Origin of the sequence: Burkholderia sp. MSh2 (assembly GCF_000731655.1) — a bacterium.
GTDB lineage: Bacteria > Pseudomonadota > Gammaproteobacteria > Burkholderiales > Burkholderiaceae > Burkholderia > Burkholderia paludis.
Window position 1 is genome coordinate 48,629 of sequence record NZ_JPGM01000026.1, and the last position, 16,060, is coordinate 64,688.

Annotated in this window: 14 protein-coding genes and 1 pseudogene; 9 read left to right on the forward strand and 6 right to left on the reverse strand. The window is 60.4% G+C overall.

Annotated features, from left to right (window positions below):
* Positions 1 to 17 precede the first annotated feature (17 nt).
* On the reverse strand, positions 18 to 836 hold the full coding sequence (locus GQ57_RS17355) for an AraC family transcriptional regulator (RefSeq protein ID WP_034198516.1): 819 nt from the start codon (positions 834 to 836) through the stop codon (positions 18 to 20).
* Between the two features lie 77 nt (positions 837 to 913).
* Here GQ57_RS17355 and panB point away from each other — a divergent pair, with 77 nt between their 5' ends.
* Positions 914 to 1,780 (forward strand): 3-methyl-2-oxobutanoate hydroxymethyltransferase, encoded by an 867-nt coding sequence (gene panB, locus GQ57_RS17360; RefSeq protein ID WP_031402512.1) that lies wholly within the window; start codon positions 914 to 916, stop codon positions 1,778 to 1,780.
* 31 nt (positions 1,781 to 1,811) lie between these two features.
* On the opposite strand, the gene GQ57_RS17365 is transcribed toward panB, so the two are convergent.
* Positions 1,812 to 2,303, reverse strand: a complete 492-nt coding sequence (locus GQ57_RS17365; RefSeq protein ID WP_031402511.1) for an Lrp/AsnC family transcriptional regulator — start codon at positions 2,301 to 2,303, stop codon at positions 1,812 to 1,814.
* A gap of 156 nt (positions 2,304 to 2,459) precedes the next feature.
* On the opposite strand from GQ57_RS17365, the gene glmS reads away from it, so the two are divergent.
* Complete coding sequence (gene glmS / locus GQ57_RS17370) at positions 2,460 to 4,289, forward strand: glutamine--fructose-6-phosphate transaminase (isomerizing) (protein ID WP_034198517.1); 1,830 nt, start codon at positions 2,460 to 2,462, stop codon at positions 4,287 to 4,289.
* 473 nt (positions 4,290 to 4,762) lie between these two features.
* Here the strand turns inward: glmS and GQ57_RS17375 are convergent, their stop codons facing one another.
* The 3 genes from GQ57_RS17375 to GQ57_RS44375 form a co-directional block, all read right to left on the reverse strand.
* Complete coding sequence (locus GQ57_RS17375; RefSeq protein ID WP_034198518.1) at positions 4,763 to 5,827, reverse strand: hypothetical protein; 1,065 nt, start codon at positions 5,825 to 5,827, stop codon at positions 4,763 to 4,765.
* A gap of 57 nt (positions 5,828 to 5,884) precedes the next feature.
* Complete coding sequence (locus GQ57_RS41800) at positions 5,885 to 7,708, reverse strand: hypothetical protein (protein WP_152603288.1); 1,824 nt, start codon at positions 7,706 to 7,708, stop codon at positions 5,885 to 5,887.
* 75 nt (positions 7,709 to 7,783) lie between these two features.
* Positions 7,784 to 8,131 carry a helix-turn-helix domain-containing protein gene (locus tag GQ57_RS44375; protein ID WP_034198520.1) on the reverse strand — a complete coding sequence of 116 codons (348 nt, stop codon included), beginning with the start codon at positions 8,129 to 8,131 and terminating at the stop codon, positions 7,784 to 7,786.
* 168 nt (positions 8,132 to 8,299) lie between these two features.
* Between GQ57_RS44375 and GQ57_RS17390 the strand changes: the two genes are divergently transcribed.
* The 7 genes and pseudogenes from GQ57_RS17390 to GQ57_RS39570 form a co-directional block, all read left to right on the forward strand.
* A complete protein-coding gene (locus tag GQ57_RS17390; RefSeq protein ID WP_157641576.1) occupies positions 8,300 to 9,397 on the forward strand; it encodes a CBASS cGAMP-activated phospholipase in 1,098 nt (365 codons plus the stop codon).
* Entirely contained in the window at positions 9,397 to 10,434 is a 1,038-nt protein-coding gene (locus tag GQ57_RS17395; RefSeq protein WP_034198521.1) for a cyclic GMP-AMP synthase DncV-like nucleotidyltransferase, read from the forward strand. The genes GQ57_RS17390 and GQ57_RS17395 overlap by 1 nt, the downstream gene beginning before the upstream one ends.
* Positions 10,435 to 10,783: 349 nt before the next feature.
* The gene (locus tag GQ57_RS17400; RefSeq protein ID WP_160257529.1) at positions 10,784 to 12,217 is read left to right on the forward strand and encodes a ThiF family adenylyltransferase; all 1,434 of its coding nucleotides are present in this window, start codon (positions 10,784 to 10,786) and stop codon (positions 12,215 to 12,217) included.
* Between the two features lie 47 nt (positions 12,218 to 12,264).
* Positions 12,265 to 12,681 carry a Mov34/MPN/PAD-1 family protein gene (locus GQ57_RS17405; protein ID WP_160257530.1) on the forward strand — a complete coding sequence of 139 codons (417 nt, stop codon included), beginning with the start codon at positions 12,265 to 12,267 and terminating at the stop codon, positions 12,679 to 12,681.
* Between the two features lie 243 nt (positions 12,682 to 12,924).
* Positions 12,925 to 13,428: a peptidoglycan-binding domain-containing protein gene (locus tag GQ57_RS41805; protein WP_152603289.1), complete on the forward strand. Its 504-nt coding sequence runs from the start codon at positions 12,925 to 12,927 to the stop codon at positions 13,426 to 13,428.
* Positions 13,429 to 13,509: 81 nt separating this feature from the next.
* Positions 13,510 to 14,331: a hypothetical protein gene (locus tag GQ57_RS17410; protein WP_152603290.1), complete on the forward strand. Its 822-nt coding sequence runs from the start codon at positions 13,510 to 13,512 to the stop codon at positions 14,329 to 14,331.
* A gap of 237 nt (positions 14,332 to 14,568) precedes the next feature.
* Positions 14,569 to 14,724: pseudogene (locus tag GQ57_RS39570) on the forward strand (glutathione S-transferase); the annotation flags it as partial.
* Positions 14,725 to 14,805: 81 nt separating this feature from the next.
* Here GQ57_RS39570 and GQ57_RS17415 read toward each other — a convergent pair.
* Positions 14,806 to 15,894 (reverse strand): porin, encoded by a 1,089-nt coding sequence (locus GQ57_RS17415; RefSeq protein WP_034198524.1) that lies wholly within the window; start codon positions 15,892 to 15,894, stop codon positions 14,806 to 14,808.
* Positions 15,895 to 16,060: the final 166 nt, after the last annotated feature.

The following is a 16,060-nucleotide window of genomic DNA, read 5'->3' on the forward strand; positions in this document are numbered from 1 at the left end:
GGCAGCGTACGGCCGCGTCACGCGCTCAGTACGGGCCGGCGCGCTTCACGCTTCGCATACGCGCCCGGCGTCACGCGGAATTTCGCCTGAAACAGCGCGATGAACGACGACGTCGAGTCGTAGCCCAGTCGCGCGGCCACCGTGCCGATCGGCTCGCCCGCGTCGAGCAGCGGCAACGCCGCCAGCAGCCGCACGGCCTGCCGCCATTCCGTAAACGACAGCCCCGTATCCTGCCGGAACAGCCGCGACAGCGTGCGCCGCGTCGCACCGACCTGATGGCCCCATTCATCGAGCCCGCGCGGGTCGCCCGGGTCCGCATGCAACGCGCGCGCGATTTTCAGCAGGCGCGGATCGCGCGGCAGCGGCACCGTCAACGGCGCGCGCCGCATCCGCGCGATCCGGTCGGCGATCAGGCACACGAGCGCGCCGTCCGGCCCCGTCTCGTCGTAGTTCACCGGCAACTCCGCCGTGGCGATCACCAGCTCGCGCAGCAACGGCGTCATGCAGAGGATCGCGCAATCGTCGTGCGCGTCGTCCCGCGCAATCGCCGCGTCGAGATACAGGCTGTGAAACGCCACGCAATCGCGCGTCGACACCGCATGCGGCACCCGCGGCGGAATCCACATCGCATAGTGCGGCGGCAGCAGGTGCCGGCCCGACGGCGTCGACACCTCCAGCACCCCGCTCGTCGCATACATCAGCTGCGCCCACGGATGGCTGTGCGCGTCGACGCTCGCGTTGCCGGGAATCTCGAATGCGCGCACGTACAGCGGCCTCGGCAGGCGCGCCATCGGCGGCACCGCGTAAGGGTCACCCGATTGTCCCGCCAGCAACATAAGACGTCCTCCGAAGGTCATTGCATGCACGAGCGCGATGCTACCGTGGCGGCTCTTCTTTCACACGGCTTCCGCCCATGAGCGCTCATACCCGCACCACCCGCAAGACCGTCACCGCGATCCGTTCGACCAAAGGCATCGGCAGCCTCGTGTCGCTGACCGCCTACTCCGCGCCGATGGCGAAACTGGTCGACGAGGTCGCCGACGTGATCATCGTCGGCGACTCCGTCGGCATGGTGCTGTACGGGATGCCCGACACGCTGCGCGTCACGCTCGACATGATGATTGCACACGGTGCGGCCGTCGTACGCGGCGCCGCGCAGGCGTGCGTCGTCGTCGACCTGCCGTTCTCCACGTACCAGGAATCGCCCGCCCAGGCGTATCGTTCCGCCGCGCGCCTGCTCGCCGAAACCGGCGCGCAGGCCGTGAAGCTCGAAGGCGGCAGCGAGATGGCCGACACGATCCGCTTCCTGACCGAGCGCGGCATCCCGGTGATGGCGCACATCGGCCTCATGCCGCAGCAGGCCAACGCGACCGGCGGCTTCCGCGCCCAGGGCATGGACCCGCGCTCGGCCGCCCAGGTATTCGACGCCGCCTGCTCGGCCGAACGCGCCGGCGCGTTCAGCGTCGTCGTCGAAGGCACCGCCGAAGCGCTCGCGCGCCACCTGACCGAAACGCTCACGATCCCGACGATCGGCATCGGCGCATCGCCCGCGTGCGACGGCCAGGTGCTCGTGACCGAGGACATGATCGGCGCCTTCGACGCGTACACGCCGCGTTTCGTGAAGCGCTACGCCGACGCCAACGCGGTGATGCGCGACGCGATCCGGCAATACGCGCACGACGTGCGACAACGCGCGTTTCCGGAACCCGCGCATTGCTTCGGATACGGCAAGCCGCTGCAACTCGCGGCGAACGCGGAGACGGGCGCCGCCACTGCGTGACGCCGCCGCGCAGCCGACGCGGACATCGTGCTCACGCGCGCTTGCGCATCGCATGCGCGACCCGCGCGTTCGCCTCGAACTTCGCGCGATGCGTCGAGAAGAACGTCCGCACGTTGCGGACGTTCGACGCGCCGGTGAACAGCCGCCGCGCGAATTCGTCGTATTCGGCGACGTCGGCCAGATCGGCCACCACCACGAAATCCGGCCCCGGCGACACGCGGTAGCACTGCGTGACGGCCGGCTCCGCACACACGTACGCTTCGAACGCGTCGTAGTCTTCGGCGGTCTGCCGGTCGAGGCTGATCTCGATCAGCGCCGTGACCGTCGTGCCGATCGCCGCCGGATCGAGCACCGCGACCTGCCGGCGTATCACGCCGGCCTCCGTCAGCCGGCGCACCCGGCGCATGCAGGTGGGCGGCGACGACAGCGCGCGCTCCGCCAGTTGCAGATTCGACACCGACGCGTCGTCCTGCAGGATCGCAAGGATGCGCAGATCGAGATCGTCGAGGGTGATGCCGGCCATCGGCGGCTCCTTCCGGTCAACAAGTGAAATTTAATTTCAACATGATAGACGATATCCCATTCATTTCATTCATTGTCTTATTTTGAAATTTAATTCCATTCAGTGCGCCATACCATCGCTCTCACTGATCCAGACGGGACATTTACGGAGCGCGATATGTGTGGAATTGTTGGAGCGGTCGCCCAGCGGGACATCCTGCCGAACCTGGTCGACGGACTGAAGCGGCTCGAATACCGCGGCTACGATTCGTGCGGCGTCGTGGTCTACCGCGACCGGGCGCTGGCGCGCGCCCGCAGCGTCGATCGCGTCGCGAACCTTCAGCGCGAGATCGCCGAAGCGGCGCTGTCCGGCTACACCGGCATCGCGCACACGCGCTGGGCCACGCATGGCGCGCCCGTCACGCTCAACGCGCATCCCCACTTCTCGCCGAGCGACGCCAATGCGCGCATCGCGCTGTCGCACAACGGGATCATCGAGAACTGCGACCAGTTGCGCGCGGAGCTGCAGGCGCACGGCTACGTGTTCGCGAGCCAGACCGACAGCGAGGCGATCGCCCACCTGATCGACCACCTGTACGACGGCGACCTGTTCGATGCGGTCCGGCGCGCGGTTGCGCGACTGCGCGGCAGCTACGCGATCGCGGTGATGTGCCGCGACGAGCCGCACCGCATCGTCGGCGCGCGCGACGGCATGCCGCTCGTGGTCGGCGTGGGCGACGGCGAGAATTTTCTGGCGTCGGATGCGATCGCGTTGTCGGGCATCACCGATCGCATCGCCTATCTGGAGAACGGCGACGTCGCCGATATCCAGCTGCATCGCTACTGGATCGTCGACGCGGCCGGCCAGCGCGTCGAGCGCACGGTCCAGCGGGTCGCCGCGCACGGCGGCGCGGCCGAACTCGGGTCGTACCGCTACTACATGCAGAAGGAGATCTTCGAGCAGCCGCAGGCGGTGGCCGATACGCTGCTCGACGTTTCCTCGATCATGCCCGAGCTGTTCGGCGACGGTGCGTGGCGGGTGTTCAACGACGTCGATTCGGTGTTGCTGCTCGCGTGCGGGGGCAGCTATCACGCGGCGCTGACCGCGAAGTACTGGATCGAGAGCATCGCGAAGCTGCCGGCCAGCGTGGAGATTGCCAGCGAGTTCCGGTATCGCGACAGCGTGCCGAATCCGCGCACGCTGGTTGTCGCGGTGTCGCAAAGCGGCGAGACGGCGGACGTACTCGGTGCGGTGCATGTCGCCAAGCAAAGCGGAATGATGCATACGCTCGCGATCTGCAACGTCGCGACGAGTGCGCTGATGCGGGAATGCGCGCTGCAGCTCGTGACGCGGGCGGGGATCGAGATCGGAGTGGCGTCGACCAAGGCGTTTACGACGCAGCTCGTTGCGCTGTTTCTGCTGGCGCTATCGCTTGCGCAGGTGCGCGGACGCTTGAGCGACGATGCGGAGAAGGAACATCTGCGTGCGCTGCGGCACCTGCCCGATGCGATGGCCAAGGTCCTCGCGCTCGAGCCGCAGATCATGGCCTGGTCGGAGCTGCTCGCACGGCGCGACAACATGCTGTTTCTCGGGCGCGGGATGCATTATCCGATCGCGCTGGAAGGGGCGCTGAAGATGAAGGAGATTTCCTATATTCACGCGGAAGCGTATCCGGCCGGGGAGTTGAAGCATGGGCCGCTGGCGCTCGTCAGCAATGAAATGCCGGTGATCGCGGTTGCGCCGAACGACATGCTGCTTGAAAAGCTCCGGTCGAACATGCATGAGGTCAGTGCGCGGAACGGCCGGCTGTTCGTGTTCGCGGATGTGGACTGCGGGTTGGCGCCGGGTGAAGGGATCGAGGTGATTCGGCTCAATGAGTACTACGGGCCGCTTTCGCCGATCCTGCATACGGTGCCGATGCAGTTGCTGGCTTATCACGCGGCACTGGCCAGAGGGACGGATATTGATAAGCCGAGGAATCTGGCTAAGTCGGTGACGGTGGAGTGAGGGGGGTGGGGGCTCGGCGCTGCACTGCTGACGTGCATTAGTTTCGGTTACGAAGCCTCGATTCAGTTCCGGTTACGTGACTCTTTCCGGCCGCTGAGCCTTACCTCGCAAGGTGTAACCACAATTGATGTCCAAGGGGCGCTGGAGCATTTTCCAGCGCCCCTTGTTTGCGCATGGCACCGCGATTTCGCCTTCGTGAGGCGCCAGCTCCTAGAAACCGCCCTCGATGCCGATTTCTAACTGTTTCGTCCTCTTTGGCCTGCACCGGACCTTCGTTCACTACCACGGGGGCGAATTCGACGCTTGGCTCTGGCACGGAGTGCAGCATCGGTTCACGTGCGGTTGACCCTCGAAGTTGAGGCACGCTTGACCGAGCAGCGGTTATCGCAGAGCGTCATGGTGGCAGGAGCCCAGGTACCTGGGGAAGCTTACGCGCGGGCTCGGCGTGATGAGCATCGCTTCGGAACCGACAACTATTGGCCCGTTTGCGGATAGAGGGTGCAGTTATTGACGAAATCCCGGATTTGGCCCCGGACTGCCCGGATGTCTGCAGCCCCCGTGCTCCCTACTGCCCCGTCCGCAGCCACCCAGGCGGTGATGGTGTTCGAGACCAGCAGCTTCTGGATTTCCGCCGGCGAGAGAAGACGCTGTACCCAGACCGTCGACTGAACCACGCTAAAGCCATCGGCAGAGCCGCCCTTGCGCCGGGTTTGAATCGTCTGGTCGTCGAACGTGAAGAAGGACTGCGTAGCCCAGTCGTATTTTGCTTTGGCATCCTGAGGGCTGGTCACGATGCCCCCCATCATTTCCAGCTTGCCACCTGCACAATCGATGATGATACGGGCGCTGTAGCTTGTGTATTTCTGCTCAATCCGCAGATACGTCGCGCCGCGGGCCTGTTTCAATTCGGCAGTCGTTGGCTGCGCTCCCTCGTTCGCAAAGTGAAGCCTGCTGGCATCGGCTGCAGTCAGCCAGAGAATGTCATTGGGACGGACCGAGGCTGACGCCGAAAAAGCCAGCGCATCAACCCCCATTCGTTGTAGGTAAGCGACCAGCAAGCCGCTTACTTCCTGGCTGACTTCACTGCCAACGTCGTTCTGCGAGGAAAACTGATGGATGCCGAGACGCGTATTTCCGCCCGAGTAATAGCGTCCGAGACCGCCGGCAAACGCGTAGGCACACGCGCTCGCGCAGAAGCCGCGCGAGACCATCTCGCCACCGACATAGGTTGCGATGCCCGTGTCGAATCCCAACTTCCTGATGGCGTCGCCCAGTGACATGCCGCCCATGAGTGAGCCGCCTGGTGAATTGAACAGCACCATCCCACTCTCGATGTGATTCACGCGAACAAATTGCTCCAACTCGCGCGCACTGGTTGCCGTAATCTCTCCCTCTGCGTAGATTGGTATGCGCTCCCCGTGAAGTCCCATCCACACAATGACGGCTCCAGGGTTGTGCTTCGGAGCCGAGAACGTCATCGCATTTGCCGCACTACTTGCGATGCTGAAAAACAGCAAGACTAGTCGCAGTAATTTCATGGTCTCATGCCCCGACTTTCCATCGAATATTCGTCTCAACGATAGTGATTCTTTTCCCTAACGTGCCCTCTTCGTGGACGGTGAGGAGCGACGGTGTACATTTCGGATGGCCGATTCTGGTCGTCGCAGCCGTCGATTTAGCTTGATTAGTTTGTTTGGCTGCGAACCTGTAGCTGAACTCGTGCTCGACTTCGCCTCAGGAAGCAGAATCGTCCACCATGATATCGGTGGGACTGAATCGCCGATGTTGGCTTCATACTCACGCAACCGTGCCAGGCCCGGAAACTCGTCAATCGCCCGGGCTATGAGGCGGCGCGCAGAATCCTCGTCACCAGCAAGCCTATACAACTCAGCGATGGTGAGCGCCCCCGCTGCACCGAGAACGGTACCAACATTCAGTTTTTTGCCTCCATATCTACGTCGAATGTATGTGTCGAATATCGTTTCGCAGCGTTCTGCCCTCCAAGGCGGCAAATGACCTCCATAGACGTACAGAAAGAATCCTTCGGGGCATTCCGTGTCCAACTCGCTAATGAAATTGTCCATGCGTTTCCGAGAATGATGCCTTTCCTCTTTTGGCAGGAAGTGAGAGAACCAAAAATGAAGCGCAATTAGTGGCCGCCGTTGCTCAGGTTTTGCCAGTGACGGCAACAGCACCTCAATTTTTTCCGTGACGCCGCGAATGTCTGTGACTGGCGAAGCACTCAGCAGCGCCTGCTCGACTTGCTCTAAGAATCCATTCAAATACAAATAAGCAGACTGGACGGAATATCCCTCCGCATTATGTATCCACATACTTGGTGCAAGCGGCGCCCGCAATAGATTGGAGAAGTCGTCCATGTATGCGACTTCCTCGGATTCTGTCGTCGGGGCGCGAGAAATAAACTCGAGAATTACAGTGCGCGCAACGCGTGCTAGTCCCTCAAACGTCAAAAAGGGCATGCCATCCACGGTCATCAAATCGGTCAATGCCATCGGCGATGCCAGCAGTCGCGGTATCGACTTCAATGCGTGGACATAACCTGAACGGACGTTATACGCATTCTTCAGCGCAATTTCCAAGTCCCCCTTACCTGCTGGCGCTACTCGCCCCTCGGCTTCGCCCCGAAAAAAATCGCGACCAAGATGAGCCAAGGTAAATTCGCGAAACCTTCGGCTGATAGCAACATGTTCTGCCCCAAGGATTGCTTCGCGAACAGCGAGCGCGACATCAGTTGGCAACCCTTCGAGAGCGCGATCAACAGGCTGTCGTTTCTTCTGGTCGTAATCGTCCCACTCAGGGCTAAAATCATCGAACTCCTGCGCGAGCGATTCGATAGCGGCAACCAACAGGGCATACGCAAGGTCTAGGTCATCGGCCAGACGATGAGTTGCCGTCACGTACCGTCGAATCGCTTTCATTGCGCCAGAAAACGATTTGCGCTCGAGCTTGAGCAGGTCGTCCAAGAAGGTGGAGAGACGCGGGCCGGCCTGGACGTCGTACGGCAACGACATATCAAACATTTTTGATACGTATTGCTTAGGAAGTTTGGGAATACCCAATGGCGGCCGTTGGGCCGTGAGCAGGCGCATCGCCAAGTCGTGGTCTGGCGTCAACAGGCGCTGCAGGGAAAACGAAGATACAGCGGCAAAATCATGAATGAATGCATCTGGGCCGACTGACAGAATGACGCCTGCTGCGCGAACGTTCGGCTGGCGCTCGATAACCTCGCATACGAAGGTTTCGATGTCTCCCCAGCGCGCCGCTGGTGATAAATTCCCGGCCAGTGTCGCAATGCAATCGCCCGGCAATATATGGAAGTTCGAATACAGCACACCTCGATGAATCGTGTCGTACGTTTCGTTAGTGTTGAAGAACTTGCCGGTGCTGATTTGGAGCATTGTTTTATCCGTGGACTAGTGCCTGCGCCATGAATTCTTGGTGCACTCGTGACTCTGGTTGTTGCACGTAACAAACTAGCGGCCTAAATCATTTTCCCCATCGAGTTTGACCTTCCGCCGTACGCGAGGTGGCGTCAGTCGAGACAAGGGCGTCTGCCGCTCCGGCAACGTTGGCTGTGGCAACGCGACCTGCAGGCCCCGCAAGCGCTGACACGCACGTAGCGCCGCTACCAATGTCTCGATGGTGCCCGAACCGTCCCGCTCGAATCGCTGGTAGGTCCTCAATGGTATGCCGGCCGCCCCGGCAAACTCCAACTGCGACTTGTTCTGCCTGATGCGCTCAGCACGGACACGGTCGCCGATTGCTCGAGTTATCTCGAGGTCATCCATGCTATCGAAGCCGGATATTTCATAGATTTCCATAACTAGAATATGTGGATAACGTTTGCCAAAAATAATAACACGCCAAATATGGCGTGCAAAATGTGACTAATTGACAGTCAGAGTTTCTTAAGCTTAAAGTTACTAGGTCAAAACTACCGACGTCGATAGCCGACAACGACAAAAATGCCCGAGAGTAAACCTTACCGTGTGCTTTCGCTCGACGGCGGTGGCGTGCGCGGCCTGTACACCGCAGTTCTTCTTGCAGAACTGTCGCGTCGCTTCGCTGCGCAGGACCGTGCGGACCCGGCGCCCGACTTCGACCTGGGTGCCCAGTTCGACATGATTGTCGGGACGAGCACCGGCGCGATTCTCGCAGTTGCTCTGGCGGCAGGCGTCTCCCTTACCGAGGTCGCGCGGTTGTTTCGCGACGAGGCCGCAGGCATCTTCCAGCATCCGGTCCCCGAAGGTGGTATCGGATTGGTGAGCTGGATTTTGAGGCATCTGCGCAAGCCCGCGAACGCACCTGAGGCACTCTGGGTGGCGCTCGCCGACGTGCTCAAAAACGAGACGGTCAAGCAGATGTACGAGCGTCGCGGCATTGCACTTTGCATCCCAACCGTCAACGTCGAAACGAACAAGGCTTGGGTGTTCAAGACGCCGCACGACCTCAAGGAAAACCGCTTGCATCGTGACGATAACTACAAACTAGTCGACGTTTGTATGGCGTCGGCTGCGGCGCCAATTGTCTTTCCGCTGAAATCCGTCACAAAGCCGGAAGACGAGGCACAGGTGAACTGGTTCACCGACGGCGGCTTGTGGGCGAACAATCCATCGCTCGTCGCGTTGACCGAGGCGCTCACGATGGCCGAAGCGGAGCGGCCGATTGAATTGATGGCGGTCAGTACTTGTCCGCCTTTCAAGGGTAAGACGCTTCGTTATCGGGATGGGAGTCGTGGACTCCTCGGCTGGAAAGGCGGCCTTGGCATTGTGGAGGTTGCGCTCGACGCGCAGTCCTTCGCATACCACTACGTCACGAAGGCAGTTGCGGACACAGCGAATCGGCCCGTCCGCTATGTTCGCCTGATTGACCCCGATGTCCCCACCGGCCAGGCAAAGCATCTGAGTCTCGACAACCCCAGCCGGCAATCGCTGGAGTTACTGACCAAGCTCGCACACGACGCGGCGGACCTAAACATCTCTGCTGCTACCGCGCAGCAGAATCCTGAACAGCCGCTCATACGCGAGTTCTTCCGCGGTATTCAGCCACTTGTCGCATCGAACGCAGTCCAATCTGGAGAAAGTTAATGGCGAATGTTAACAAGCAACTTCTTGCCTTCTTTAAGTCTGAGGTTGCGCTCACCGAGGCGACGAAATCGGATATGCGTAACCGCCGACGTAGCTGCGAAGAACGGCTGCAGCGCGGATTGGAACGGAACGAAGACCCGGAAGTCGACAGGTTCGTCAAGCAAGGGTCATACGCGATGCACACGATGGTCCAGTCTAACTCCATCACGTCGGACATCGACAATGGTGTCGTCTTTCACGAAGACAAGCTTGTTGGCGACCGCGGCGGCAAGTTCAGTGCTTATGACGCTAAGTGCATGGTGCGCGACGCGTTGAACTACGACAAGGCATTCGAGCGTGAGCCCGAAGTGCTCAAGAACTGCGTCCGGGTTTTTTACAAGGACGGCTTCACTATCGACATGCCCGTCTATCGAGAAATCGGCAACGGTGACGACGTCAAGTATGAACTCGCGGCGGCTGACTGGAAGCATTCCGACCCGGAGGCGGTTACCGAGTGGTTTCAAAACAACGTGACGCAGAAGAGCCCGGATACGGTTGATGGGCGCCAGATGCGCCGAATGGTGCGCTTGCTGAAGGCATGGTCGAAGAGCCGCGCGTCGTGGTCGTTGCCCAGCGGCTTCGTGCTGTCGATTCTCACCAACGAGGTCTATCCGCATGGTGGCTATCCGGACCGTGAAGACCTGGCACTGTTTCAGACGGTGCAAAAGATGAGAAATCGACTAGTCTGGAATCTGACCGTAAGCCGGCCTGTCCCCGAGTACGAAAACGTGACGAAGTCGAATTCCGACGCCAACATGGTGAGTCTGCGTGACAAGCTTAACGAAGCAGTAGACCGTCTGGCTCCCCTTGCCGACGCCCATGCAGCGGACCTTGAAGCGCTCAAGGCGCTGAAGTGGTTCTTCTGCACGGAATACTTCGATGAAGAGATTGAATCGCTCGAGGAAGCCGCGAAAGCAAGTGCGAAGTTCGTTTCGACAGAGTCGCGTCAACCCTCCGGGCCGGTCGTGAAGTCGGGCGGCGAAGGGCGCTATGCCTGAGAGCGCGGTTGCGATGGAGCTTCCGGAGTCGGTCCGGGCGCCGACGTTCGAGAGTCTCGTCGAATGTTGGCCTGGCACATCGGAACTCACCGAGGCCGCACTGACGCGCCTATACCCCAACCGGCGGTTCACTCTGGGATGGCGGATTCCTGCGTCAGAATTGGGGCTACCGGAACCACTCATCGTTGCTCTGGAGCGGGAAGGAGCTTTCCGGGTGCCGCGCATTGCGGTCGAACGACGCCCGGCGCCGTGCGAGATGCCTCATCTCGAGAGCGATGGTGTGTTCTGTTTACTGCCGTCGTCTATGCCGATTAGGCTGCCTGTCACGGGGGAGTTGGCGGTTTATCTCGTGAAGGAAGCCGTCAAAGTCTATTCGGATGCGTTGACCGGTGCTAACCGGAAAGACTATCTCGACGAGTTCGGTACGTACTGGACGCTGGACTGCGCTGCAGGGAGTAGCGTCTACGTCTGGCTTGGCGATTTTGTGCAGACTCGCACGGTCTACACCGTTAACGTGGCGACGAGCGTGATGGTCGCCGACTCCGCCGAGTGCGTTGAAGACTGGATGAAGAAACTGGGGCATCAGGTCAAGCGTCAGAGCATCCGCAAAGCAACGTTCGTGCGCTTGAAGGAGCCGCTCTATCCGGAGGACTATCCGTCGAACTCTGCCGAGCTTCTCCGCCTCCTGTTCCATCGATGCCCGGACGCAGTGGAGATGGTCTTGACGTCAGTTCGCCTCGGCGAAGACGTCGTGGTTGTATGGTGTTTTGAGCATGACGGTCAGCCGGTGATGGGCGCGACCATCACGCGGGTCCAACATCAATTCCCCCACCCTCGCAATCGCGGCCAGACCTTCTTGTCTGGGCGCAACCGCGTGAGGGTTCCGGCAAACGTCCTGACGAACAGGCTGTCGCAAGCTAGGTTTCCGAGTAAGCGGGCATCTGTTGTCCGAGTTGACAGCGACTTTCTTGTCCGACGCACAGCGGGAGACGTCGCTGATGCGGTGAAGAACCTCAATGTGGTCGTGGTGGGTTGTGGCGCGTTAGGCGCGACGGTGGCGATGCTTCTAGCACAGGCCGGCGTGCGAAAAATGAGCCTCATTGACGGAGACACCCTCACTTACCAGAACATCGGCAGGCACATATTGGGCGCGTATTACATCGGGCGAAACAAAGCGGAGGCGTTGCGCGACGAAATCAATACGAGATACGTGGACTATTCAATTCTCGCATTTGCGTCGAAATGGCAGCTCGCGCGGGAACGCAACGCAAGGCTTTTCGAAAAGGCCGACCTCGTTATCAGCGCGACTGGTGACTGGATTTCCGAGGCTGAACTGAACGCTTTGCTCGAGGCTGCGGAAGTTCCACCGACCATCTTCGCGTGGCTCGAACGATATGGGGTTGCAGGTCACGCCACTTTCGTGTCAGCTGACTCATCGCTGCAGTGGGCACTGAACGAGTATGGTGAAGCGATGTGCCAGGTGGCAAAGGTACCGGGTGACACGCCGCGAGAGGCGGCATGTGGTGCGTTCTATCAACCATTTTCGGCGGCAGCCTCAGCTGAGGTTGCCGCGATGACTGTCAGTTTGGCCATTGCAGCGGCGACGAGCGAGGTCACGACGGGGCAAACATGGACGTGGGTTGGACAGTACGAAAATCTATTGAAGACGGGCGCCGAAATTAAGCCTTTCTGGCGCCCGCTGGTCTTCGACGGCCCTGGCTTCCAGAAGGTGTACCGGCATCAACTCATCCCACCATCGAATGAGGCTGTTAGCCAGCAATGAGTAAGTGTTATCTGACAGCCTTCGGGCACGTCGAGTTGAGTGACGACGTGCTAGATACGCTTTACTGTCATCGTCAATTAAAGGCCACGTCAAGCGAAGCGGGTGGGCAACTGTTCGCGCGCTTCGATACAAACACGATGGTCATTTTGCGAGCGACTGAGCCGACGGTAAGGTCACGGCGCGGAAGGACGTTTTTTTGGCCTTCCCGACGCGACGAGCAGAAGGAGATAAGAGCGCTGTTCGCCGAAGGACTGCACTACGTGGGCGACTGGCACTCTCATCCTGAGCCCTTTCCAGAGCCATCTTCGGCAGATATCGCCAAAATGGAAGGGATATACAGCGAATCGCAGCACGAGTTGAACTGCATGGTGATGCTCATTGTGGGTACGAGCGAGGCCGCCGCCGGGATTTGGTTGGGTAGCGTCTCGGATGACGGAGTGCAGCCTGCCAGGCTAGTCGACTGAGTCCGGCGTGCCCTCCCTGCGGCTAACGCGCCCGTTATTCGAACGCGCTCGAGTGGCAGAGGCGGCGAGACGTAGCAGCAATAGCGAACCAGGAATAAACGACGTGGAACTGAGTCATCAAGGGCGCGGCCTACTGAAAAATCTCCAGCATCTCTTTGTCGGCAATCATGCTCGAGAAGAAGATGTAGTACCCACGGGCGAGTCTACTGCGAGCTACATCGCGACCGCGTTTGTCGTCTGACCATGATATTGGTGTCGCCGCTGGGCTGGATGCTCAGCGCCGCGACAAGCTCTCTTCTGCGGCGCAAGGTGCCAATGGAATACCGCCAGCGCGGGCGCAACTGGGCGCCATTGAAAGGAGCGTGCCTGTTCTCGGCTTTTGCGGCCTTTGGTGGCACGCTGTACGGCGCTGCCGGCACGATGCATTGGGTGCCAACGGTGCGCGAAGCAGCAACTCCAGCGATTGCGTATGCAATGAGCCATACCGCTACCGATTCGCGAGCGCACATTCTTCTCGCAAAATTCGGGACTGTGCCCCCGGCTGGAGCGGCGCCTGCAACATTAAGCGAAGTGGACGTCCGTCGCGCGGTCCAACGACAATTGATTTCCCGTGGATATCTGCGTGGGCAAGCGGATGGAAATATTGGGCCTCGCACGGTTGCGGCGATAGTGCGCTACGAGAGGCACGAACACCTGAGTTCGGCAACGTCGATGAAGGACCTCATGGTGTACATGGAGCAGCATTAGGGGGTAGTCACTCGTCCAAAACACTGCTCTTGAAACATCGTAACTTGTGCGCACTACGCGTCACTTGGGAGAAGTCCCGGAATGAAGGAGTCGACGGAAAGCAAGCTTCGCGGCCCCGCTGTTTGGCCGGCGAGAAAGGACGGAGCGAGCGACAATTTCGCTTGGAGACTGTTCCGTGTTCGAGACGAAAGGCGAGACCGATATCACACGCTTGCGGTTGGCACGCAGGAATCGGGGGACAGCGGGCGTGAGCGCATCGACCTTGTCGCATTTCGAGTTGACACCGACCGATTCGGTGATTCGAGTGCTCGAGAAGAGGTGTGCTCGATGTCTGCCCACCGCTCGTTCGGATTGACGCTGACAAATGGCTTTGTGATTGTCGAGCAAGAGTCTTTGCGCGGTCTCAATATCGGAAGCTTATGCTTTAACGAAATCGTGAAGTGGGCGCGCCGGGTCGCGCCCGAGGACCACGTGATGCCTATTCAGTTACTCGGGAGTCACGTTGGCGCGTATGGAAGGCGAAATCTCGAGCGCCGCCATCGCTTCTACCAGCGATTCGGGCTAACGTTCGAATTTGAGAGTGGGGACGTGCACCCGCTGGCGAGCGGCGAGTCTAAAGACATGGTAGGACGGGACCTTATCAGCCATTCGATGGCCAAGTTTCCGAACATCGTAGAGGTTGACCTATTGGCCACGCTCCAAAGCCTCGCGATGGCACGGGAAGAACTGGAGGATGACGTGCGTGGCCTGAAAGATGGCATCGCCAGTTTGCTTGCCGAGCGACGCCGGCGCAGCGACGTAGTCATGCGTGTGGCTCGGCTACTCCGGTTGCCGGTCATGGTGGCTTTCCTTGCGGTCGGCGCGATTCTCGCGCGCCCCGGTCACTTCGGGCTGCACCTATAACGCTTGCGTGCTCATTGGACATCGGCCATAAGGGAAGCGCCAGTGCGGGTCCCACTGGCAACGTACGTAACCGAAACTGTTGGAAAAGCGAGTGTTCGGATGTTGACGGCGGTCACGCAAACATACGTATGATTTGACATCGCCGGGTCGGCCACGCAAGCCATTGATTTGCCGAGAGAGTTCGGACGTAACCAAAACCAGTGGTGACGCGTAACCAGAATTAATGTACCTCGGCAGAACTGGACCACGATGTTCAAGCTGATGCCTGACACACCGCCGGTGCGAGCGTACATCGACCGCGTCCTTGCACGCCCGGCAATCCGTCGCGCGCAGGCGGCGGATGACGCACTGGCGGCGAAGCAGGACAACGCGAAGACGGCGGCGGCCAGGTAGCGCGAAAGCGCGACGCACGGCGGAGCCGGATGCACGCTCCGCCAGCCGCCAGTCCCCGTAAAACCGTCACGCGCCTCCCCGTCAGAACACCGTATGCACCCCGACCCGCGCCACCGTCTGGCTCGCGGAACTCGAAGCCCCGTCCGGATCGAGCACCCCGTTGATCTGCGCATTCGCGCCGCTGTTCGCCCGCTGGTAGTCCGCGGACACATAGACCATCGTCCGCTTCGAAAACAGGTACTGAAGCGCCACGCTGACCTGGTGCGCATGGTCGTTGCCCACCGCCTCGTTGCCCTTCATGTACATGTACTTCGCGCCGAGCACGACATCCGGCCTGACCCGCCACAGCCCGCCGGTTTCCGCCATCCACACGCCGGCATCGTTGAACGAATTGCGCACGGTGGTCACCAGCGCATTCGCGGTCACGACACCGAAGTCGTAATGCATCCCCACGCCCCAGTTGCGCACGCTGGTGGACGGCACGCCGGGCGCGGGCCCGTACTTCTCGTTGGTATAGGCCGCGCCCGCGCCGAACGGCCCCATCTCGTAGTTCACCCCGGCGCTGACCGCGTTGTCCGCCCCGACCGATCCAGCCACGCCGCCGAACGCATACATCGCGCCGCCCGAGAAACCCGCCACCGTCGGCGAACTGTACTTGACCGAATTCGCGATCGGCTTGCTGCCGGCGGTGCGGTCCCAGTCGAACGCACCGGTCGGATTGTCCGGAAGCGCGAGGCGCTGGAACGGGCCGTTCCGGAAGCCATACAGCCCCGAGATATCCCGTGAGATCGTGTTGCCCTTCGAAAAGAGGGAATCCACCATGAAGTCATACTGATTGCCCAGCGTGATGCTGCCGAACCGGTCGCTCGCGAGGCCGACGTACGCATTGCGGCCGAAAATCCCGGTTCCGACGATACTGCCGTTCGCCATCGAGAACTGGTTCACGAGCGCGAAGATCGCGCGATACCCGCCGCCGAGATCCTCCGTGCCGCGAAAGCCGAACAGATTGGGCGCGAAGATGCCGTCGTCGAACTTGACGTTCTTTCCTCCGCCTTCGTTGCTGACATAAGAAATGCCCGCATCGATCAGACCGAACATCGTCACGCTGCTCTGCGCCCACGCGCCCTGCGCCACGGCAAGCAACGCCACCGCTCCAAACCCGAGTTTCATTTCGTCTCCGTCTTTTTTATGTCAATGCGAGCCCGCCTTCCGCTGCGTGGCGAATGCCCGCTCCATGCTCGATATGCAAACTGCATCGATCAGGCCGATAAACCGGCACCTTAAACACGATCAGTCATACTGATTAATTGATACGAAACACATCGTCCAAACCCGA

Excerpts from the sequence above, each read along its gene's own strand:
- GQ57_RS17355 (WP_034198516.1), bottom strand. The coding sequence starts at position 836 with ATGTTGCTGGCGGGACAATCGGGTGACCCTTACGCGGTGCCGCCGATG.
- panB (WP_031402512.1), top strand. The coding sequence starts at position 914 with ATGAGCGCTCATACCCGCACCACCCGCAAGACCGTCACCGCGATCCGT.
- GQ57_RS17365 (WP_031402511.1), bottom strand. The coding sequence starts at position 2,303 with ATGGCCGGCATCACCCTCGACGATCTCGATCTGCGCATCCTTGCGATC.
- glmS (WP_034198517.1), top strand. The coding sequence starts at position 2,460 with ATGTGTGGAATTGTTGGAGCGGTCGCCCAGCGGGACATCCTGCCGAAC.
- GQ57_RS17375 (WP_034198518.1), bottom strand. The coding sequence starts at position 5,827 with ATGAAATTACTGCGACTAGTCTTGCTGTTTTTCAGCATCGCAAGTAGT.
- GQ57_RS41800 (WP_152603288.1), bottom strand. The coding sequence starts at position 7,708 with ATGCTCCAAATCAGCACCGGCAAGTTCTTCAACACTAACGAAACGTAC.
- GQ57_RS44375 (WP_034198520.1), bottom strand. The coding sequence starts at position 8,131 with ATGGAAATCTATGAAATATCCGGCTTCGATAGCATGGATGACCTCGAG.
- GQ57_RS17395 (WP_034198521.1), top strand. The coding sequence starts at position 9,397 with ATGGCGAATGTTAACAAGCAACTTCTTGCCTTCTTTAAGTCTGAGGTT.
- GQ57_RS41805 (WP_152603289.1), top strand. The coding sequence starts at position 12,925 with ATGATATTGGTGTCGCCGCTGGGCTGGATGCTCAGCGCCGCGACAAGC.
- GQ57_RS17410 (WP_152603290.1), top strand. The coding sequence starts at position 13,510 with ATGAAGGAGTCGACGGAAAGCAAGCTTCGCGGCCCCGCTGTTTGGCCG.
- GQ57_RS17415 (WP_034198524.1), bottom strand. The coding sequence starts at position 15,894 with ATGAAACTCGGGTTTGGAGCGGTGGCGTTGCTTGCCGTGGCGCAGGGC.